A 20,495-nucleotide genomic window follows, 5' to 3' on the forward strand; every position below is an offset into this window, starting at 1 on the left:
ACACGAGGGGGACCAGCCTTGCAGTGGGGGGGATCGGTTCGATGGCGGGAAGATCGGCTGAACAGCGGAGAAGTTGCGGGGCTGGGTCCGCCAGGCTGAGCGCGACCAAGGCAAGCGGGCCTGCCCCGACGACGGATGAGCAGGAGCGGATCAAGGCGCTGGAACGTGAGGTGCGGGAGCTGCGCCAAGCGAACGAGATCCTACGCAAGGCGTCGGCGTATTTCGCCCAGGCGGAGCTCGACCGCCCGTTCCGAAAATGATCGCCTTCATCGACGCGCACCGCGCCGTTCACGGGGTCGAGCCGATCTGCCGAGTGCTGCCGATCGCCCCGTCCACCTATTACGCCCATGCCGCCCGACAGGCCGATCCGTCCAAGGCGCCGGCCCGCTCGCGAAGCGACGCCGAGCTGAGTGGGGCTATCCGGCGGGTCTGGGACGCGAACTTCCAGGTCTATGGGGTACGCAAGGTCTGGCGGCAGTTGGGGCGGGAGGGCATCGACGTGGCACGCTGCACGGTGGCCCGGCTAATGCGCCAGATGGGCCTGAAGGGGGCAACGCGCGGCAAGGCGGTGCGCACCACGATCAGCGACCGGGCGGCGCCGTGCTCTGCTGACCGGGTGAACCGGCAGTTCCAGGCGCCGCGTCCGAACGCCTTGTGGTTGGCTGATTTCACGTACGTATCGACATGGCAGGGCTTCGTCTACGTAGCCTTCGTCATCGACGCCTTCGCGCGCCGCATCGTCGGCTGGCGGGTGTCCAGCACAGCCCATGCCGGCTTCGTTCTGGATGCGCTCGAACAGGCACTTCACGACCGCCGGCCTGCCAAGGGCAGTGGCCTCATCCATCACTCCGATAGCGGATCGCAATACGTTGCGATCCGCTACACCGAGCGTCTCACCGAAGCCGGCGTCGAGCCCTCCGTGGGCAGCGTCGGCGATTCCTACGACAACGCCTTGGCCGAGACCATCAATGGCCTCTACAAGACCGAGGTGATCCGCCGCCGGGGACCATGGCACACCCTGGAGGCCGTCGAGTTCGCAACCCTGGAATGGGTCGACTGGTTCAATCACCGCCGCCTCCTCGAACCCATCGGCAATATACCTCCCGCCGAGGCCGAAGCACGCTACTATGCTCAAGTCGAGGACGTCGCCATGGCGGCGTGACTCAACACAAATGGCCTCCAGGAAACCCGGGACGGTTCACTTCACGCGATTTCCGTGCATTCTCCTGAGAACAGTCACGGCCCTACGCTTCCGGCTTGGCGGTCAGCAGATACCCGAGCCCATGGACGGTTACGATCTCCGCCTCGCTTCCGGCAAGCCGACGGCGAAGGCGCGACACCAACACGTCGGCGGTGCGGTCACCATACACCCACTCCCGTCCGCAGATCGCCTTGCTGATCTCCAGCCGGTCCGACGGCCGGTCAAGCGTGTGGATCAGATGGACGAGCAGCCGGCTTTCGGCCGGGGACAGCACCTCGGTCCGTCCGCCGACCGACAGCCGCCGGGTCTGGGTGTTGAGCTGGACGGCCTTGCCGACGGTCAAGACCCTGTCCTCGTGCGCTTCGCGCGGTGCATCGATGTGCTTGGCGATGCGCGCCCGCAGCAAGGCCGGCTCCACCGGCTTGCAGATGTAGTCGAGGGCGCCCAGCCCCAGGCCGAGCAGCTGGTCGTGCGAGGCCGACAGGCTGGACAGCACGATGAAGGGTGCCCTGGCTTCGGCCTGGATGGTCTGGGCGAGCAGGAGTCCGTCGGTGTCCGGCAAGCGGCGGTCCAGGATCACCAGATCGAACCGCTGCCGCTTCAGCGCGGCCCGTGCCTGGGCGCCGTCGGCGGCGCAATGGAAGCGATGCCCCATCTGGGTGACCACATCCTCGACCATCAGTTGGATCAGGACGTCGTCGTCGACGAGAAGGATGTCGGCGGCCTCGGTCACGCTGAGGAATCCTCTACGAAGCGGTTCCGCCAATCCGGCGGCAGGGAGCATGCGAGCAGGGCCGTATGCTCCCTGGCCCGCGCCGCCGCATCGACGGTTCCATCCTCATGTGCCGCTTCGATCCGGCGCAGCCGGTCGGCGATGCCGTCCAGGCCGAAGGTCGCGGCTCCGCTCGCCAGCTTGTGGGCCAGCGCGGCGAGGGCGGCATCCCGATCCGCCGGGTCGGCGACCTCCAGCATCGTACGGAACTCCGTCCAGCCGCGGGTGAACGCTTCCGCCATCCGCCGCCGAGCGGTGGGCGACAGGCCGTCGAGCAGGCCGCCCGCCCCCACCGCCGGTCGCGCCGCCTTGCCGCGGATGGCCTTGCCCAGCGCGGTGGCGTCCAGCGGCTTTTCCAGGATGGCCTGGAACAGTCCGGCGTCGGCAGGCGAGGCGCGGACCCAATCGGCGTTGGCGCTCAACAGGACGATCGAGGCATCCGCCAAAGCCGGATTGCGACGGATCTCGCGGGCGAAGTCCGGTCCGGTGCCGTCCGGCAACCGGTAATCGAGCAGGAAGACGCCGTAGGCGTCCGGTGCCGCAACCAACAGGGCATGGGCCTGTTCCAGGGTCTGGGCGTGGTCCACCGACAGCCCCATGCGCTCTAGCATGGCGGCGGTGACCTGGGCGTTGATCGGGTCGTCGTCGACCATGAGGCAGTTCTGGTGGAAGCGGTCGTCCGGCATGCTCTGCCGGGCCGGCGGCTCGGCCGGGGATGCCGCGACCAGCGGCAGGCGCACCTCGACGACGGCCCCTTCCCCGGGGTCGAGGACGGCGATGCCGCCTCCCAGCGCCAACGTCATGCGCTGTGCGATGGCGAGGCCCAGGCCGGACCCGTTGCGACCCGTCGTCCGCGGCCGCAGCCCGACGGGAGCTTGCGCCAGCATCTCGCGGATTTCCTCGGGCATGCCCGGCCCATGGTCGGCGACCCGGAAGACCAGCATGCCGTCTTCTGCCCGCAGGCCGATCCGCACCCCACGGCCGTCGTCATGGCGCAGGGCGTTCTGGATCAGGTTGCCCAGAACCTGCTGGGTCATCGACCAGTCCAGCCGGACATGCTCCGGCAGGCCCGGCGCCATCTCCAGGCTCAAGGGCACGCCAAGCTGACGGGCAGGAATGTCCTTGATCCGCACCAGATCGCCCAGCGCCTCGCGCAGGCACAGCGCGACCGGACGCGGCTGCGGCGCCTGATGCTCGAAACGCGAGAAGCTGAGCACATTCTCAAGGGTCGTGTTCAGCGACCGGGCCGCGATGTCCAGAAGCTCGACCAGTTCCTCCTGCTTGTCCGGGCTGGCCCCCTTCATCAGGCCTGCGGCCCCCAGGACGCTGTGGAGCGGCGCGCGGATTTCATGGGACATCGCCGCCAGGAACAGCGACATGGTGCGTTCCGCCTCGCGCGCCCTGAGAATCGCCTGATGATGCTCGGTCACGTCGTGCAGCAGCATGATCTGCCAGGGCCGCAGCTTGTGGACGGTATCCTCGACCGACCGCAGGCGGATGTCGAAACAGCGGCTGCCCTGGCGGGTCTGCATCCAGATCGAATTCCACTCCGTGCCCGGCGTGGCGACGATCTGGTCCACCACCGCCTGGAGTTCGCTGCGGTGCGGTTGCAGGGCCAGACGGTAGGTCAGCGCGCCGGCCTCCGGCATGTCGAGGAAGAATTGCAGCGCCGCCCGGTTGGCGGTCAGCAGCCGGCTGTCCTCGTCCAGGATGAACACCGGGTTGCGCAGGCTTTCCAGCGCCGCGAAATACTGGTCACGCTCGCGCGTCAGCCGCCGCAGGCTGTCGCTCAACACTTCCTCCTGCGGCGCGGTCACCGCCCAGGGAACCAGCATCGCCAGTTCGACCTCGTCGAAAAAATCGTCGAGCCTCGCCCGGAAGGCGTCGCCGCAGCCGAACTCCCGCGCACCGTCCGGCAGGTCGCCCAGCCGGTTGCGATAGGCGCGCCGGTACAGCTTGAGCAAGCCGTTGTTGAGTTCCAGCGGGATCCCGGCGTCGTGGTGCGTCTGCGCGATGTGGCGGAGCCTGTCGAAACGCGGGTCGGTGCGATAATTGTTGTGACCGCTGTGCCCATCCCGGCGCAGAGGGTCGGACAGATAGGCGGCGAGGCTCTCGTTGAGCGCGACGGTGGCCTCGGTCCAGGCCGCCCGCATGGAGCTGGTCTGGTCGGCATAGCCCTTCTGCTTGGCCAGCCGGATGCCCTCGTCGACCAGCGCGCCGCATTCGGCCCGAAGGGCGTCGGTCAACCATTCGGCCCGCCGCGTCATCCGCCCCCATCCTTCCGTCATTGCACCGCCGAGGTCCCGCCCCCGGACTCCGGACGGCCAGATTACGGCCGGTGCGGCCGGTGTAAAGGGCCTCGTCGTTTACATCGCGTTTACATCTTGCTCACAGGCGTGACGCCTATGGCGCGGCCGCCGCCGCTACGCTGCCTCCATTCGGTCGGTATCATTCGAAGGAAGCACGCAACATGGCTCTTCATCGCAAGACCCTTTACCGTCTCACCGGGGGCGCGGCGCTGCTGGGCGTGCTGGGCTTCGTGGTGCTGACCTCGCCCTGGACCTGGTCCGCCACCCATCCGGGCCGGACTCTGCCGGACGCCGCGGGCGCCGACCTTGCCAACGGCCGCAAGGTCTTCGTCGCCTCCGACTGCGCGACCTGCCACAAGACCCCCGGCCAGGAGGACGACACCGTCCTGGGCGGCGGCTGGGCGCTCGACACGCAGTTCGGCGTGTTCCACATGCCCAACATCTCGCCCGATCCGCAGACCGGCATCGGCGGCTGGACGCTGGCCCAGTTCGACCGCGCCCTGCGGGAAGGCGTCGGCCCCGGTGGGGTCTGGCCGGACGGACGGAATCTCTACCCGGCCTTCCCCTACACCTCCTACCAGCGGCTGAGCGGCACCGATGTCCGCGACCTCTATGCCTATCTGCGCAGCCTGAAGCCGGTCGACAACAAGGTTCCGGACCACGAGCTGAAGTTCCCCTATGCCATGCGCCGCGGCGTCGGCGTCTGGCGTCTGGCCTTCCTCGACGGCAAACGCGGCGAGGAAAGCCCGGTTCCCGCCGGTGTCGACGCCGCCCAATACCGGCGTGGCGAATATCTGGTGGAGGGGCCGGGCCATTGCGCCGAATGCCATTCGTCGCGCGGCCTGATGGGCAACGTCATCGCCAGCCAGCGCTTCGGCGGCGGCCCGGCCCCCGACGGCGTCGATTACTTCCCCAACATCTCCCCCGACGAGACCGGGATCGGCTTCTGGTCGGCCAACGCCATCGCCAATTACCTGCACACCGGCGTCAGCCCGATCGGCCGCGCGGCGGGGGGCGACATGGCAGAGGTCGTCAAGAACACCTCGCAGCTTCCGCGCGAGGACATCCAGGCGATGGCCGTCTATCTGAAACATGTTCCCGCCGTGCACAAGCCGGCGCCCGGCATGCCGGAACCCAACCGGACCGACAAGCTGGTCATGCTCCGCAACGCCGTCGCCGTTACGCCGACGCTGCCGACCTCGCCGGATCAGGCCATCGCCCAGGGCGGCGACGCCTGGGTGGTGGCGACCAAGCCGGTGTGGCTCGAACAGGCCGGCGTCGGCGGATCGGTCCCGGAACAGGGCAAGCTGCTGGGCGGCGCCCCGGTGCATGTCGCCGCCCGCAGCGCCGAAAAGTTGCAACTGGTGTTGAAGGGCTGGCAGATGGAGGGCGCGCCGTCCGTCGTCTATCAGTCCAAGGGTCATCGCGTGATGCTCGCGGTGCTCGACCAGGCGGCCGCCACGGCCGTGACGCGGGGCAAGCCGGAGACCGACGCCGACACCGGCCAGTCCTGGATCCCCGTCGAGGTCACCCTCTGGTCCAACGCGGCCAATCTGAACGCCGACCGCAAGGCGCTGTGGGACTACAGCCAGGCGACCTTCCAGAAGGCCTGCTCCGCCTGCCATGTGCTGCCGGAAAAACAGCATTTCACCGCCAACCAGTGGATCGGAACGCTGAAGGCGATGAAGCGCTTCACCTCCTTCAACGACGACCAGTACCGGCTGATCCTCGCCTACCTGCAGAACCACTCCAAGGATCTGCATCCGGACGGCAAGGAGAAGGCGAAATGAGCCGCGATCCGATGGATGCCGTCCCCGAAGAACAGGATCTCGTCTTCGTCGCCGAATGGCTGGCGCAGCAGTTCCTGTCCCCACCGGACGTCCAACAGGTCGAGGCGGCGCGCAGCATGCCGGGGCAGATCGCCCTGCGCCGGATCGGCGATTGTCTCGGACAGCCCGCCGCGGCGGATGCCCTCTGCCAGCTGCTCGCCGCCGGTTCGGCGGCGGACGTGACCCTGGCGGTTCAGCGGCGGCACACGGCCCTGTTCGAGGGCATCTTCCGCCAGCGTTCCGTTCCGCCCTATGCCAGCCTGTGGGACGGCACCGGCCGTCTCTGCGGCCCGGCCGTCGACCGCATGCGCGCGGTCCTGCGTGACCTCGACCTGCATGTCCAGGCGGATTGTGCCGAGCCGCCCGACCATCTGGCGATCCAGCTGGCGGCGCTGGCCGAGGCGATGCGGCAGCGGCGGACCGCGGCGGTGGCCGACCTGACGGACCAGATGCTGGTCTGGACCGGCCGCTTCGCCGCAGCGCTCATCAGGGCCGACGGCCTCGGCTATTACGGCAATCTCGCGCGCTTCCTGCTCTCGCTGCTCGACCGGATCGCGGATGGCTCCGCGACGGTCGATGGTGGCCGCGCGACCGCAGCGATCTGAAAGGTCAGACCATGAACACGACGAAGAGCTTGACGATGACCGGCGGTCCGCTGCTTTCCAAACGGGCCTTCCTCAAGGGATCCGTTGCCGCGGCATTGGGATTCTCCAGCCTGCCGCTGCTCGCCCGCGGCGCGATCGCACAGGCGGCGCCCAGGAAGATTCTGTCCGGCTGCCACTGGGGCGTCTTCTACGGCAAGGTCGCGGACGGCCGGGTGACCGAATTCATCCCGTGGGAAGGCGATCCCTCGCCGTCGCCACAGCTTCCCGGCGTGATGGATTCGATCTATTCGGAATCGCGGATCCGCTATCCCATGGTGCGCCGCGCCTGGCTGGAGCAGGGACCCGGCGCCGATCCGGACGGGCGCGGCAGCGGCGATTTCGTCCGCGTGAGCTGGGACAAGGCCATCGAGCTGGTCGCCGGCGAGATCACCCGCGTTCGGGCCAAATACGGGCAGCAGGCGGTGTTCGCCGGCTCCTATGGTTGGAAAAGCCCCGGCAAGCTGCACAATTGCCAGACGCTGCTGCGCCGCATGCTGAACCTCACCGGCAGCTACACCAACAGCACCGGCGACTATTCAACCGGTGCGGCGCAGGTGATCCTGCCCTATGTGTCCGGCTCCATCGAGGTGTATGAGCAGTGCACCACCTGGAAGAACCTCGCCGAACATTGCGAGCTGATGGTGTTCTGGGGCTGCAACCCGCTCAACAACTCGCAGATCTCCTGGCAGGTTGCCGACCATGGCGCCTGGCCCGGCATCGCCATGATGAAGGCGGCCAAGACGAAGGTCCTCTGCATCGACCCGGTCCGCACCGAGACGTGCAAGGAGCTGAACGGCGAGTGGCTGGCCCCGCGTCCGCAGACCGACGTGGCGATGATGCTCGGCATCGCCCACACCCTCTACACCGAGAAGCTGCACAACCAGGACTTCCTCGACCGCTACACCAGCGGCTTCGACAAGTTCCTGCCCTATCTGCTGGGCAAGACCGACGGGACGCCGAAGAGCGCCGACTGGGCCGCCGGCATCTGCGGCCTGCCCGCCGAGACGCTGCGCGATCTGGCCCGCCGCTTCGCCGCCAAGCGGACCATGCTGGCGCTCGGCTATTCGACGCAGCGCCAGCATCATGGCGAACAGATCCATTGGATGCTGATCACGCTTGCCGCCATGCTGGGGCAGATCGGCCTGCCGGGCGGCGGTTACGGCCTCAGCTATCACTATGCCTCGGGCGGGGCGCCGACCCATACCACGCCGATCCTCAAGGCGATCGACGACGCCTCCGGTCAGGCGAGCGACGGGGCGGCCTGGCTGGCGCAGAGCGGAGCGGTGTCGATCCCGGTCTCGCGCCTGGTCGAGACCCTGCTGAACCCCGGCAGGACGATGCAGTTCAACGGGCATGAGATCACGCTTCCGCTGATCAAGCTCGCCTACTGGGCCGGCGGCAACCCGTTCTCCCACCAGCAGGACCGCAACGAGATGCTGCGCGCGTGGCGCCAGCTCGACACCTTCATCGTGCAGGATGCGCAGTGGACCGCGTCGGCCCGCCATGCCGACATCGTGCTGCCGGCGACGACCTCCTACGAGCGCAACGACATCGAACAGGTCGGGGATTACGCCCTGAGCCACATCGTCCCGATGAAGAAGATCGTCGATCCGGTCTTCGAGGCGCGCAGCGACTTCGACATCTTTGCCGCCATCGCCGACAAGCTGGGCAAGGGCTACGCCTTCACCCAGGGCCTCAGCGAGATGGACTGGATCCGCGGCATCTACGAATCGGCCAAGATCGAATCGCGCGCCAAGGGCATGGAGATGCCGGTCTTCGACGTCTTCTGGGACAGCAACAAGCCGCTGGAATTCCCGCTCGGCAAGGAGCAGGCCGATTTCGTCCGCCACGCCGATTTCCGCGCCGATCCCCTGCTCAATGCGCTGGGGACGGCGTCGGGCAAGTTCGAGCTGTATTCGGCGGCCATCGAGAAGTACGGCTATGACGACTGTCCGCCGCATGCGACCTGGATGGAGCCGGTGGAACGGCTGGGCGGGCCGTCGACCCGCTATCCCCTGCATGTCGCCGCCAACCACCCGCAGATGCGTCTCCACTCCCAGCTCTGCGGGACCGTCAACCGGCAGAGCTACGCCATTGCCGGCCGGGAGCCCTGCTGGATGCATCCGGAGGACGCGCGGGCACGCGGGTTGTCGGACGGCGATGTGGTCCGTGTCTTCAACGACCGCGGCCAGATCCTCGCCGGTTTGAAGATCACCGACGACATCTGCCGCGGCGTGATCCGCATCAACGAGGGGGGCTGGTTCGATCCGGCGAACGCCCGGGAAATCGGCAGCCTGTGCCGGTACGGGGACGTCAACAATCTGACGACCGGGCTGTCGACCTCGAAGCTTGCCCAAGGCAACTGCGGGCACACCGGGGTTGCCGAGGTGGAGCGGTTCAAAGGAAGCCTGCCGCCCGTTATGGTCTTCAGCCAGCCGGCGTGAGAAGCGGGGCAGGAGCCGATGTGATGGACGGCCTTGCCATCGCATCGGCTCGGTCGCGCCGGCACCGCGCGATGGAACGGCGGCGCCGCACACCGCCTGGAATTGGCGCTTTATTTTTATAGACGACCGGTCTATAAATACCGCCATGAGCATGACCGACCCATCTCTGAAGCCTCGCCGACGGGGGCGCCCGCCGAAGCAGGACGGCGCCTATCTGGACACCAGGGAGAGGCTGGTCAGGACCGGTGTCGCCATACTCACGGAAAAGGGATTTTCCGCCGTCGGCATCGAGGAAATCCTGGCATCGGCGGGCGTGCCGAAGGGATCGTTCTATTATTACTTTGGCAGCAAGGAAGAGTTCGGCAGTACGCTGATCGCTGCCTATGCGGAATACTTCGCGCGGAAGCTGGACCGCTGGTTCCTGGATGAATCCCGTCCTCCGTTGCAGCGTCTGCGCGATTTCGTCGAGGATGCCAAGGCGGGCATGGCGCGGTTCGACTTCCGCCGTGGATGCCTGGTCGGCAATCTCGGCCAGGAAATGGGCACGCTTCCCGAGCCGTTCCGTGAAAAGCTGCATCTCGTCTTTCTAGATTGGCAGGCCCGCACATCCAGCTGTCTGCGGGCGGCGCAGGCGGACGGACAAATCGGGACCGATCTGGATTGCGATCACCTGGCCGAGTTCTTCTGGATCGGCTGGGAGGGTGCCGTGCTGCGGGCAAAGCTGGAACGAAGCCCCGCCCCTCTCGACGCCTTTTCCCGCGGCTTCTTCACGGCCTTGCATCTTCAGGCATAGACCAGGCGTCTCCGGACGCCACCCGCACCCAACCCGTAGGAGGGTTCAATGTTTCAAGCCATCTTGATCGAGAAGGACGGCACGGACGTCCGCGCCGGCCTGACCACCGTCGATGACGACCGCCTGCCGGCGGGCGACGTGACCGTCCGCGTCGCCCATTCGACGCTGAACTACAAGGATGCTCTGGCGATCACCGGGAAGGCACCGGTGGTCCGCAGCTATCCCATGGTCCCGGGCATCGACTTCGCGGGCGTCGTGGAGCATTCCGCACACCCCGCCTACAAGGCCGGCGACAAGGTCGTCCTCAACGGCTGGGGTGTCGGCGAGCAGCACTGGGGCGGCCTTGCCGAAAAGGCGCGCGTCAACGGCGACTGGCTGGTTCCGCTGCAAAGCCCGTTCACGCTCCGTCAGGCGATGGCGATCGGGACGGCGGGCTATACGGCCATGCTCTGCGTCATGGCGCTCGAACGGCATGACGTCACGCCGGACAAGGGGGAGGTTCTGGTCACCGGCGCCGCCGGCGGGGTCGGCAGCGTCGCCGTCGCCCTGCTGTCGAAGCTCGGCTACGAGGTGGTGGCCGTCACCGGCCGCCCGGAAGAGGCGGGTTACCTCAAGGCGCTGGGCGCCAAGGAGGTGCTTGAGCGCAAGCAGTTCCAGGACCCCGGCAAGCCGCTTGCCAAGGAACGTTGGGCCGGCGCCGTGGATGTCAGTGGCGGCCAGATTCTCGCGAATGTCTGCGCAGCGATGAAATATCGCGGCACGGTGGCCGCCTGCGGTCTGGCCGGCGGCATGTCGCTGCCCACCACCGTGGCGCCCTTCATCCTGCGCGGCGTGACCCTGGCCGGTGTCGACAGCGTCATGTGCCCCAGGGAGTTGCGGATCGAGGCCTGGCGCCGCCTGGCCGATGACCTCGATCCGGCCAAGCTGGATGGCCTGACGAGGGAAATCGCCTTGTCCGATGTGATTCCCACCGCCGCCAGCCTGCTCGACGGTCAGGTCCGTGGCCGCGTCACCGTCGCGGTTTCTCCCACACTCGCGTAACTGCCGCGTCACTGCGCTGAACGGTTCTTCCGTTCCGCCATGGCGGGAGGTGTTGCGGGCGGGCACCGGGCACCTCCCGCCCGAAAGTGATGAACATCCATTTGGGGGCAAGATCACTCCAGCGATGACCTGATAGCCTGGAAGATGAAGACGGAGTCAGGAGCCGTTCCTCGCTCCCGATGGCGTATCGCCATCACGACAGAGCGATTGAAACACCAGCGTCCCGATGCGGGTTTCCAGAAAATCTTCCGATGTGACCAAATAATAGCCGCGTTCGGAAGCCATCGGTTCCGGGTCAAGCACCAGAAGAAGCCGGTTTTCCGTCATTTCGTCGATCACGCCCTTCCATCCCAGGGCGACGCCGTGCCCCATCAGAGCCTGATGGATCGCAATTCCATGGTTGGTGACCGTGATGCCGGAATCGATATCGCGTGTTTCCGGTGACCGGCGATTGCGCCAGTCCGACCAGCTGAACCATCGTTGCTCGTGATCCTCAAGATGGATGAGCGGTCCCTTGGTCAGGATATCCGCCCGTGAAGCCCCCTCCAATCTTGCGGCGACGGCCGGCGCGGCAACCGGCACCACCACCTCCCTGAAAAGCAGATGGCTTCTATAGCCCGGCCAATTGCCGTCGCCGAAAAGAATGGCGCAATCGACCTCGTCCAGCGGGATATCCCGGTCCCGTTCCGCCGTCGTGACCCGGATGGCCAGCTCCCGATTCAGCTGCCTGACCCTGGACAGTCGCGGCAGGAGCCAGAACATCGCGATGCCGGGATAGGTCGCCAGCGTCAGCCCGCGCTCGCGCGCCTTTTTTCTGATCGCCACGCTTGCTCTGGCCATGTCGGCCAGACTGCTGGCGATCGTGCGATAGTAGGTCATCGCCTCGGCCGTCGGGATGGCGATCGAGCCGCGCCGTTCGAACAGTTTGATCCCGAGATCCTGTTCGAGCGAATGAATCTGGTGGCTTATGGCCGGCTGACCGACGTTCAGTTCCCTGGCGGCCCGGGTGAAATTCCCAAGGCGTATGCATGCCTCGAAAACGCGGATCGATTTCATCGGGGGTAGGTCATTCATCGCGCGCCGCTCCTCCGCGGTTCACCACCTGCCATGGCCCGCAGGATGGCGGGCATCATCGAAAAAACTAATGGCACCATGAATTTTATCCCTCTGTTGGGCCATCAAAATCAATGCAAAATAACGACAACATCTTCACTGAGAAGAATAATTAATCTGGCAAAGACAAAAAACAATTCGTGCCAGAATAATTCTGCAAAAATAAAAATACAACAACAAAACAGAATTCGCATTTTTCGGTCAAATTGCGATCTGATTTGAAAATAATAGCATTATGCAGAGCTGCGCAAACCCCAATCAAGACTAGAGGAAACGTTATGATTAGCGAAATCGGACACTATATACAAGGTGCGCGCGTCAGCGGAGAGAGCGGACGCACTCAGGACGTCTTCAACCCTGCGACCGGCGCAGTCACCGGCCGCGTGGCCCTTGCCAACGGGGCAGAAGTCGACAGGGCCGTCGCCTCGGCCCGTGCGGCATTCCCGGCCTGGGCCGAAATGCCGCCGATCCGGCGTGCGCGTCTCATGAACCGCTTCCTCGGCTTGCTCAACGAGCATAAGGACGCTTTGGCCCGCGCGATCACCGCCGAGCACGGCAAGGTCTTCACCGACGCGCGCGGCGAGGTGGAGCGCGGTATCGACATCGTCGAGTTCGCTTGTGGCATCCCCCAGCTTCTGAAGGGCGATTTCACCGATCAGGTCTCCACCGGAATCGACAACTGGACGCTGCGCCAGCCGCTTGGCGTGGTTGCAGGCATCACGCCCTTCAATTTCCCCGTCATGGTGCCGATGTGGATGTTCCCGGTGGCGATCGCCGCCGGCAACACCTTCGTCCTGAAGCCGTCGCCGACCGATCCGACCCCGTCGCTGCTGTATGCGGAGCTGATGAAGGAGGCCGGCTTCCCGGACGGCGTGTTCAACGTCGTGCAGGGAGACAAGGCCGCGGTCGATGCGCTGCTCGTGCATCCGGACGTTCAGGCCGTCTCGTTCGTCGGCTCGACGCCGATCGCCAACTACATCTACGAGACCGGCGCCCGCCACGGCAAGCGCGTGCAGGCGCTCGGCGGCGCCAAGAACCACATGCTGGTCATGCCCGACGCCGACCTTGAGAAAGCGGTCGATGCGCTGGTCGGCGCTGCCTACGGGTCCGCTGGCGAGCGTTGCATGGCGATCTCGGTCGCGACGCTGGTCGGCGATGTCGGCGACAGGATCATTCCGATGCTGGCGGAACGCGCACGCGACCTGAAGATCAAGAACGGCCTGGAACTCGACGCCGAGATGGGGCCGATCGTGACGGGCGCCGCACGCGACCGCATCGCCGGCTATATCGAGAAGGGGGTCGCGGAAGGAGCGGAATTGATCGTCGACGGTCGCGGTCATTCGGTTCCGGGCCATGATGCCGGCTTCTGGCTGGGCGGCACGCTGTTCGATCACGTCACTCCCGAAATGACGATCTATCGCGAGGAAATTTTCGGCCCGGTCCTGGCCTGCGTCCGCGTCAAGGATTTTGCCGAAGGCGTCGATCTCATCAACGCGCATGAGTTCGGCAACGGCGTCAGCCTGTTCACCCGTGACGGCAATGCCGCGCGCGAGTTCGGCCGCAAAATCCAGGTCGGCATGGTCGGCATCAATGTGCCGATTCCGGTGCCGATGGCCTGGCATGGCTTCGGCGGCTGGAAGAAGAGCCTGTTCGGCGACATGCATGCCTATGGTGAGGAAGGTGTCCGTTTCTACACCAAGCAGAAGTCGATCATGCAGCGCTGGCCCGAGAGCATCTCGAAGGGCGCCGAGTTCGCGATTCCGGTTGCACGCTGATCGATGGGGCCACTGTCATGCCACGCGATCCCTTCGATTACATCGTTATAGGTGCCGGTTCGGCCGGTTGCCTGCTCGCCAATCGTCTGAGCAAGGACCCGTCGCAGCGGGTCCTGCTTCTAGAGGCGGGGAAGCCCGATACCTATCCATGGATCCACATCCCCGTCGGCTATCTCTACTGCATCGGCAATCCCCGGACCGACTGGCTTTACCAGACCGAGCCGGACACAGGGCTGAACGGCCGCACGTTGCGCTATCCCCGCGGTAAGACGCTCGGGGGCTGCTCGTCGATCAACGGCATGATCTACATGCGTGGCCAGGCCCGCGACTATGACGGCTGGGCGGAACTGACCGGTGACGACGCCTGGAACTGGGCAAATTCCTTGCCCGACTTCATGGCGCATGAGGATCATTACAGGCGCGACGACGGCGCCGATCCCGCAACCCGTGGCAACGGCCGCTTCTCCGACCTGCACGGACATGGCGGCGAACTGCGGGTCGAGAAGCAGCGCCTGCGCTGGGAGATCCTGGACGATGTCGCGGCGGCCATGGTCGAGGCGGGGTTCGAGCGTACCGAGGATTTCAACTCGGGTGATAATGCGGGGGTCGGCTATTTCGAAGTCAACCAGAAAGCCGGTTGGCGCTGGAGCGCCGCCAAGGGATTCCTGCGCCCGGTCAAGAACCGGCCGAACCTGACGATCTGGACCGAATCCCAGGTGGAGCGGCTGATCTTCGAGACGACGCCCGACGGGGCACGGCGCTGTGTCGGCGCGACGGTGCGCCGGGGTGGCGACGCCGTCGCGGTGCGGGCGCGGCGGGAGGTCGTGCTCTCCGCCGGCGCGATCGGCTCGCCCCAGATTCTGCAGCTTTCGGGAATCGGCCCGGCCGAGCATTTGAAAGCGCACGGGATCGATGTGGTTCTGGATGCACCCGGCGTCGGCCGCAATCTGCAGGATCACCTGCAGATCCGGGCGATCTACAAGGTCCAGGGTGCCCTGACGCTGAACACGCTCGCCGGCAGTCTTTTCGGCAAGGCCCGCATCGGTCTCGAATATCTTCTGAAACGATCGGGTCCGATGAGCATGGCTCCCAGCCAGCTTGGCGCCTTTACCCGATCCGGACCGGATCAGCCATACGCCAATCTCGAATATCACGTCCAACCGTTGAGCCTCGATGCCTTCGGCGAAGGGTTGCATTCGTTCCCGGCGATCACGGCCAGCGTCTGCAACCTCAACCCGACGAGCCGCGGCAGCGTGCGTCTGCGCTCGCATCGCTTTGACGACGCGCCGATGATCGCGCCGAACTATCTTTCGACCGACGAAGACCGAAGGATTGCCGCGCTGAGCCTTCGGCAAGTCCGCCAAATTCTGGCGCAACCGGCCTTCGCGAAGTACCGGCCCGAGGAGTGGAGGCCGGGAGTTCAGTTCCAGACCGACGAGGAACTCGCCAAGCTTGCCGGCGATATCGCCAACACGATCTTCCATCCGGTCGGAACCGCGAAGATGGGCCGCGGGGACGACCCGGACGCGGTGGTCGACACCCGTCTTCGGGTACGCGGAATCGAAGGATTGCGCGTCGTCGACGCAAGCATCATGCCCGTCATTCCAAGCGGGAACACCAACGCGCCCACCCTGATGATCGCGGAGAAAGCGTCGCGCTGGTTGCTGCGCGCGTGATCGCCCGACCGCTGGAGGGCGGCTGGAGCGATCCGGCTGTCTCGCGGTCGGCTCGACCCCAACAAGCATATTTTCGGAGAACAGCATGACCGAGGGCCAGCGTTCCCTGCTCCCGCTTACGGGGGTGAAGGTGGTCGACTTCGGACAATATATCGCCGGTCCGGCGGTCGCCATGATCCTTGGCGACCTTGGCGCCACGGTGGTTCATGTCGATCCCCCGGGAGGCCCCCTGTGGGATAACCCCGCCAACGCGACGCTGCACCGCAACAAATTGATCGTCACCATCGATCTGAAGACACCCGACGGTCTTGCCCAGGCACAGGCGCTGATCGCCGAAGCCGACATCGTCATCGAAGGTTTCCGGCCCGGCAAGCTCGCGCGGCTTGGCATCGATTTCACCGAACTCCGCAAGACGCGGCCCGAACTCATCACGGTTTCGATCCCGGGCTTCGCCTCGAACGACGCGCTGCGCCGCGACTGGCGCGCCTTCGAAAGCGTGATCGCCGCCTGTTCGGGCGTCTTCACCGACATGGGGCTGAACCGGGTGCTGATGGGGGTCAACCCCTCCTTCTCACCGCTGCCGCTGTCATCGGCATACGGCACCATGCTCGCCGCATCCGCGGCCGTGCTCGCATTGCAGTCACGGGAGAAGACCGGGCTCGGCGATCAGATCGAGGTGCCGCTCGCCGCCGCCGTGATGGAGGGTCTCACCTACAATTCGATCCTCATCGATGGATATCCCGAACGCTACAAGACACAACGTGAGCAGGAGATCGAGCGCCGCCGCCGCGACGGCCTGCCGATGGACGTTGACTATGGGGAATTGCAGAACCTGCTCGACCCCTTCTATCGCAGCTATCGGTGCAAGGACGGGCGGATGTTCTATGTCGTCTGCCCAAGCCACAAGAACCATGCCAAGCGCTGCCTTCAGACGCTCGGCCTTTACGACGCCCTCGTCGCCGAAGGCCTGACCGAGGAGGAGGACACCTACCTGCCGGTGTCCAAGTGGAAGTCCGACGTCTCGCTCGGAGTCTATCCGCTCCCGAAGGACTGGGCGGACCGGATCTCGGCCCGCATGGCGGAGGTCTTCCTGACCCGGACCGCCAAGGAATGGGAGCGCATCTTCGGCAAGGGGCGTTTCCCCGGCGCGCCGCAGCGTTGGCTGCAGGAGTGGATCAGCGACGACCATGCGGAAACCGCCGGGTTGATGATCGAGGTCGACGATCCGGTCTATGGGCGGATGATCCAGCCGGGTCCGATGGTTTGGCTGGAAGAAAGCGGCGAAGCCGCGTTGGCGCCGGCACCCCGTCGTCCGGTGACAATCGAGACCGCGCTTGAGGCTCTGGCCGCACTGCCGACGACGTTGCCCCCGGTGAAGGATGCCAATGACCGCCGCGGGTGGCTCGACGGCGTCCGGGTGCTCGACCTTTGCAATGTGATCGCCGGCCCGCACTCGGTCTCCTATCTCGCCCGTTTCGGCGCCGAGGTGATCAAGCTCGATCCGGCCCAGCCATTCTACGATTGCTGGAATACCGTCATCTTCGGCATGACGCACATGCGCGGCAAGCGCTCCATCCTGACCGACATCCGCTCGAAGGGCGGACGCGAGCTGTTCGAGCGGCTGGTGAAATCCGTCGATGTCGTCGTCTGGAACGCGCCCGACAGTCAGGTCCAGGCGATGGGCCTCGATCTGGAGGGGCTGCGGGCGCTGAACCCCGAGGCGATCTTCTGCAAGCTCGATTGCTTCAGCGGCCCCCGGCCGGGTCCGAGGTCCGACTATGTCGGCTACGACGATCTCGTTCAGGCGGCGACCGGCATCATGTTGCGGTTCGGCGGGTCGATGGAGACGCCCGAGGAACATGCCCATGTCGGCACCATCGACGTGATGTGCGGCTTCGGCGGATCGCTGGGTATCGCTGCGGCGCTTTACCAGAAGCAGCGGAGCGGCCGTGTCGGGCGCGCCCGGACATCGCTCTCGGCCCTGAGCGGGCTCGCGCAGATGCCGTTCTGTTACGATTATCTCCGGCGCGGCCCCTTCGACGAGCCGAGCGGACGCGATACGGTCGGCTACGATGCGTTGACGCGCTTCTATGAGGCCGCCGACGGACTCTTCCTGCTCAGCGCCACCGAAGCCGATCTCGAACGTCTCGACACTGTCGAGGGGCTGACGGGAGTCTCGTCCGTCCCGGCGGAACAACGGGCAGAGGCACTGACCACGCTGTTCCGGCGACGTGGCGTGGAGGACTGGATCGCACGGTTGCGTGCCGCGGATATCGGTGTCGCCGGTTTCGAAAACATCGAAACGATCCGGGCGACCGCCAGCCGCATCGCCGACGGCACGTCCGGCATCGACCGCGGCAGTTATTCCTTCTCGGTCTTCACCGATCACCCGAGCGGTCACACGGTCACCCAACTCGACACCTATGCCGTCCGCCCGGTACGCACCGAAATCAAGATGCCGCCGCCCGCGGAAAAATATGGCGCTTCGACCCGGCAGGTTCTGACAGAACTCGGTTACAACGAGGAGGAAATCAATGCTCTGATCGCTTCTGGCGCGATCAGCGATAGCTGGAGCGAAGAATATCTCCCAAGCTAAAACATATTTAACTGTATTCAGGAGAGCGAATAATCCCGGGAATAGGATTATCAAATCACAGGAATTTTTGTCGTTCCAATACTGGCCGAAAAAATCTTGCCATCCATAAATGTCTGTTGCCCAGACGGTTGGCATTAATCTCTGAGGGAGGAAAAGATGGACGGCGGGATGGTTGCAGCGACAAAGCCGCTGGTACGGTTCACCGGAGTGCAGAAGACCTACGACGGTGAACATTTGGTGGTGAAGAAACTCGACCTCGACATTCGGAAGGGGGAGTTCCTGACACTCCTTGGACCGTCGGGATCGGGCAAGACCACCACGCTGATGATGCTGGCCGGTTTCGAGGTGCCGACCCACGGCGAGATCCATCTCGCCGACCGGCCTATCAAGAACCTGCCGCCGCACAAGCGCGACATCGGCATGGTCTTTCAGAATTACGCCCTGTTCCCGCATATGACGATCGAAGAGAACGTCGCCTTCCCGCTGTCCGTCCGCAAGGTGGGCAAGGCGGAGATGAAGGAGCGGGTGCATCAGGCGCTGCGCATGATCAAGCTGGAGACTCTGGCGCACCGCCGCCCCGGCCAGTTGTCCGGCGGCCAGCAGCAGCGCGTGGCACTGGCTCGCGCGCTGGTCTTCAACCCGCAACTCGTGCTGATGGACGAGCCGCTGGGCGCGCTCGACAAACGGCTGCGCGAGCACATGCAGCTTGAGATCAAGCAGTTGCACGAGACGATGGGCATCACCGTCGTCTACGTGACGCACGATCAGGGCGAGGCGCTGACGATGTCGGACCGCATCGCGGTCTTCAACGACGGCGTCGTGCAGCAGATCGACAAGCCCGACGCCCTGTATGAAAGTCCGGTCAACAGCTTCGTCGCCAATTTCATCGGCGAGAACAACGTGTTGACTGGAACTGTCGGGGATGTCGAACAGGGCTGGTGCCGCGTGGCGCTGGCCGCCGGCGGTTCCGTGCTCGCCCGCGCCGTCAATGTCGGGAGCGCCGGCAGCCGCACCTCGCTGTCGGTGCGGCCGGAACGGGTGACCATCCTGGCCGACGACGCCGCCGCCGACGAGAGCATGAACCGCCTGCCCGCCACGGTGCAGGACGCCATCTATCTGGGCGACCACGCGCTTGCCATTCTGGCCGTCGCCGACAACGACGAGTTCATGGTCAAGCTGCCGCCCGGCGGCCATGTCGGACTGGCCCATGGGCAGGCCGTGACCATCGCATTCCGCCCTGACGATTGCCGGGCGCTGGATCCGGTCTGACCGACCGCATCCGGCCGCTGTCAAGGCTCCCCTTTCCACCGGGGCGCCGCTCCGCACAAGGTCACCCAACAAAATAACCATAGCAGGAAGGGATGGGAACGATGTCGAAGCTTTCGATCACGCTTGGGTTGGTTGCGACGTTCACCGCCGGCATCGCGCTGGCCTCCGCCGCCCAGGCGCGCGATCTTACGGTCGTGTCCTGGGGCGGCGCCTATCAGGACATTCAGAAGAAGGTCTATTTCGAGCCGTTCAAGAAGGCCACAGGCATTCCGATGAACGACGAGTCCTGGGACGGCGGCATCGGCGTTCTGCGCGCCAAGGTTGAGGGTGGCGCGGTCACCTGGGATGTCATCGAAGTCGAGAGCGAGGAGTTGGCGCTTGGCTGCGACGAGGGACTGTTCGAGAAGATGAACTATTCCAGCATCGGCGGCGAGGCGGCTTACCTGCCGGCCGCTGTCAGCCCGTGCGGCGTCGGAGCGATCGTCTATGACTATGTGCTGGGCTACGACAGGGACAAGTTGAAGGACGCGCCGAAGGGCTGGGCCGATTTTTTCGATCTGAAGAAGTATCCGGGCAAGCGCTCGCTGCGCCAGGGTCCGAAAACCACACTTGAAATCGCGCTGATGGCCGACGGTGTCCCGCCTAAGGACGTCTACAAGCTGCTGGCGACCGACGCCGGCGTCGACCGCGCCTTCAAGAAGCTCGACACCATCAAGAGCGGCATCGTGTGGTGGAAGGCCGGCGCCCAGCCGCCGCAGCTGCTGGCTTCGGGCGAAGTCACGATGACCTCGGTCTACAACGGCCGCATCGACGCCGCCAACAAGAACGAGAAGAAGAATTTCGGCATGGTTTGGAACGGCGCGCTCTACACCTTCGACAGCTGGGTCATCCTGAAGGGGTCGCCGAACAAGGACGTGGCGTTCAAGTTCCTGGACTTCGCCGGCAAGGCCGACAACCAGGCGCGCTTGTCCGAGAACATCGCCTATGGCACCCTCCAACAGGACGCCCCGGCGCATCTGAGCAAGGCGGTCCT

13 protein-coding genes, 1 pseudogene and 1 other annotated feature are annotated in these 20,495 nt (G+C 65.3%); of the genes and pseudogenes, 11 read left to right on the top strand and 3 right to left on the bottom strand.

Annotated elements, in window-relative coordinates; genetic code table 11:
• Positions 1 to 61: 61 nt before the first annotated feature.
• Positions 62 to 1,162, top strand: a pseudogene (locus I71_RS12265) (IS3 family transposase); the annotation flags it as partial.
• Positions 215 to 331, top strand: a sequence feature (AL1L pseudoknot). Its footprint overlaps the pseudogene before it by 117 nt.
• 82 nt (positions 1,163 to 1,244) lie before the next feature.
• Here I71_RS12265 and I71_RS12270 read toward each other — a convergent pair.
• Together I71_RS12270 and I71_RS12275 are read right to left on the bottom strand one after the other, a co-directional pair.
• Positions 1,245 to 1,934: a response regulator transcription factor gene (locus I71_RS12270; RefSeq protein WP_049976068.1), complete on the bottom strand. Its 690-nt coding sequence runs from the start codon at positions 1,932 to 1,934 to the stop codon at positions 1,245 to 1,247.
• On the bottom strand, positions 1,931 to 4,240 hold the full coding sequence (locus I71_RS12275) for an ATP-binding protein (RefSeq protein ID WP_244433789.1): 2,310 nt from the start codon (positions 4,238 to 4,240) through the stop codon (positions 1,931 to 1,933). The genes I71_RS12270 and I71_RS12275 overlap by 4 nt, the downstream gene beginning before the upstream one ends.
• Before the next feature lie 203 nt (positions 4,241 to 4,443).
• Between I71_RS12275 and I71_RS12280 the strand changes: the two genes are divergently transcribed.
• The 5 genes from I71_RS12280 to I71_RS12300 all read left to right on the top strand — a co-directional run bounded on the left by I71_RS12280 (position 4,444) and on the right by I71_RS12300 (position 11,033).
• Positions 4,444 to 6,072 (top strand): c-type cytochrome, encoded by a 1,629-nt coding sequence (locus I71_RS12280; protein WP_042695140.1) that lies wholly within the window; start codon positions 4,444 to 4,446, stop codon positions 6,070 to 6,072.
• Positions 6,069 to 6,716: a molecular chaperone gene (locus I71_RS12285; RefSeq protein WP_049976069.1), complete on the top strand. Its 648-nt coding sequence runs from the start codon at positions 6,069 to 6,071 to the stop codon at positions 6,714 to 6,716. The genes I71_RS12280 and I71_RS12285 overlap by 4 nt, the downstream gene beginning before the upstream one ends.
• An 11-nt stretch (positions 6,717 to 6,727) precedes the next feature.
• On the top strand, positions 6,728 to 9,199 hold the full coding sequence (gene torA / locus I71_RS12290; protein WP_042695141.1) for a trimethylamine-N-oxide reductase TorA: 2,472 nt from the start codon (positions 6,728 to 6,730) through the stop codon (positions 9,197 to 9,199).
• A gap of 145 nt (positions 9,200 to 9,344) precedes the next feature.
• Entirely contained in the window at positions 9,345 to 9,992 is a 648-nt protein-coding gene (locus tag I71_RS12295) for a TetR/AcrR family transcriptional regulator (protein ID WP_199902164.1), read from the top strand.
• A 48-nt stretch (positions 9,993 to 10,040) separates the two neighbouring features.
• Positions 10,041 to 11,033: an MDR family oxidoreductase gene (locus I71_RS12300; RefSeq protein ID WP_042695142.1), complete on the top strand. Its 993-nt coding sequence runs from the start codon at positions 10,041 to 10,043 to the stop codon at positions 11,031 to 11,033.
• A gap of 156 nt (positions 11,034 to 11,189) precedes the next feature.
• On the opposite strand, the gene I71_RS12305 is transcribed toward I71_RS12300, so the two are convergent.
• Positions 11,190 to 12,107 (bottom strand): LysR substrate-binding domain-containing protein, encoded by a 918-nt coding sequence (locus I71_RS12305; protein WP_042695143.1) that lies wholly within the window; start codon positions 12,105 to 12,107, stop codon positions 11,190 to 11,192.
• A gap of 317 nt (positions 12,108 to 12,424) precedes the next feature.
• On the opposite strand from I71_RS12305, the gene I71_RS12310 reads away from it, so the two are divergent.
• The 5 genes from I71_RS12310 to I71_RS12330 all read left to right on the top strand — a co-directional run.
• Positions 12,425 to 13,921 (top strand): CoA-acylating methylmalonate-semialdehyde dehydrogenase, encoded by a 1,497-nt coding sequence (locus I71_RS12310; RefSeq protein ID WP_042695144.1) that lies wholly within the window; start codon positions 12,425 to 12,427, stop codon positions 13,919 to 13,921.
• A gap of 17 nt (positions 13,922 to 13,938) precedes the next feature.
• Positions 13,939 to 15,597, top strand: a complete 1,659-nt coding sequence (locus I71_RS12315; protein ID WP_085940719.1) for a GMC family oxidoreductase — start codon at positions 13,939 to 13,941, stop codon at positions 15,595 to 15,597.
• 85 nt (positions 15,598 to 15,682) lie between these two features.
• Positions 15,683 to 18,193 carry a CoA transferase gene (locus tag I71_RS12320; RefSeq protein ID WP_042695146.1) on the top strand — a complete coding sequence of 837 codons (2,511 nt, stop codon included), beginning with the start codon at positions 15,683 to 15,685 and terminating at the stop codon, positions 18,191 to 18,193.
• 168 nt (positions 18,194 to 18,361) lie between these two features.
• Entirely contained in the window at positions 18,362 to 19,462 is a 1,101-nt protein-coding gene (locus tag I71_RS12325; protein ID WP_244433790.1) for an ABC transporter ATP-binding protein, read from the top strand.
• Between the two features lie 101 nt (positions 19,463 to 19,563).
• The coding region (locus I71_RS12330; protein WP_042695151.1) for an ABC transporter substrate-binding protein at positions 19,564 to 20,495 on the top strand (932 nt) is incomplete at its 3' end.

Source organism: Azospirillum sp. B506, from assembly GCF_000333595.1.
In the GTDB taxonomy this organism is placed as follows: domain Bacteria; phylum Pseudomonadota; class Alphaproteobacteria; order Azospirillales; family Azospirillaceae; genus Azospirillum.

Coding starts and splice junctions, on each gene's coding strand:
- I71_RS12275 (WP_244433789.1), bottom strand. CDS start 4,240: ATGACGCGGCGGGCCGAATGGTTGACCGACGCCCTTCGGGCCGAATGC.
- I71_RS12280 (WP_042695140.1), top strand. CDS start 4,444: ATGGCTCTTCATCGCAAGACCCTTTACCGTCTCACCGGGGGCGCGGCG.
- I71_RS12285 (WP_049976069.1), top strand. CDS start 6,069: ATGAGCCGCGATCCGATGGATGCCGTCCCCGAAGAACAGGATCTCGTC.
- torA (WP_042695141.1), top strand. CDS start 6,728: ATGAACACGACGAAGAGCTTGACGATGACCGGCGGTCCGCTGCTTTCC.
- I71_RS12295 (WP_199902164.1), top strand. CDS start 9,345: ATGAGCATGACCGACCCATCTCTGAAGCCTCGCCGACGGGGGCGCCCG.
- I71_RS12300 (WP_042695142.1), top strand. CDS start 10,041: ATGTTTCAAGCCATCTTGATCGAGAAGGACGGCACGGACGTCCGCGCC.
- I71_RS12305 (WP_042695143.1), bottom strand. CDS start 12,107: ATGAATGACCTACCCCCGATGAAATCGATCCGCGTTTTCGAGGCATGC.
- I71_RS12310 (WP_042695144.1), top strand. CDS start 12,425: ATGATTAGCGAAATCGGACACTATATACAAGGTGCGCGCGTCAGCGGA.
- I71_RS12315 (WP_085940719.1), top strand. CDS start 13,939: ATGCCACGCGATCCCTTCGATTACATCGTTATAGGTGCCGGTTCGGCC.
- I71_RS12320 (WP_042695146.1), top strand. CDS start 15,683: ATGACCGAGGGCCAGCGTTCCCTGCTCCCGCTTACGGGGGTGAAGGTG.
- I71_RS12325 (WP_244433790.1), top strand. CDS start 18,362: ATGGTTGCAGCGACAAAGCCGCTGGTACGGTTCACCGGAGTGCAGAAG.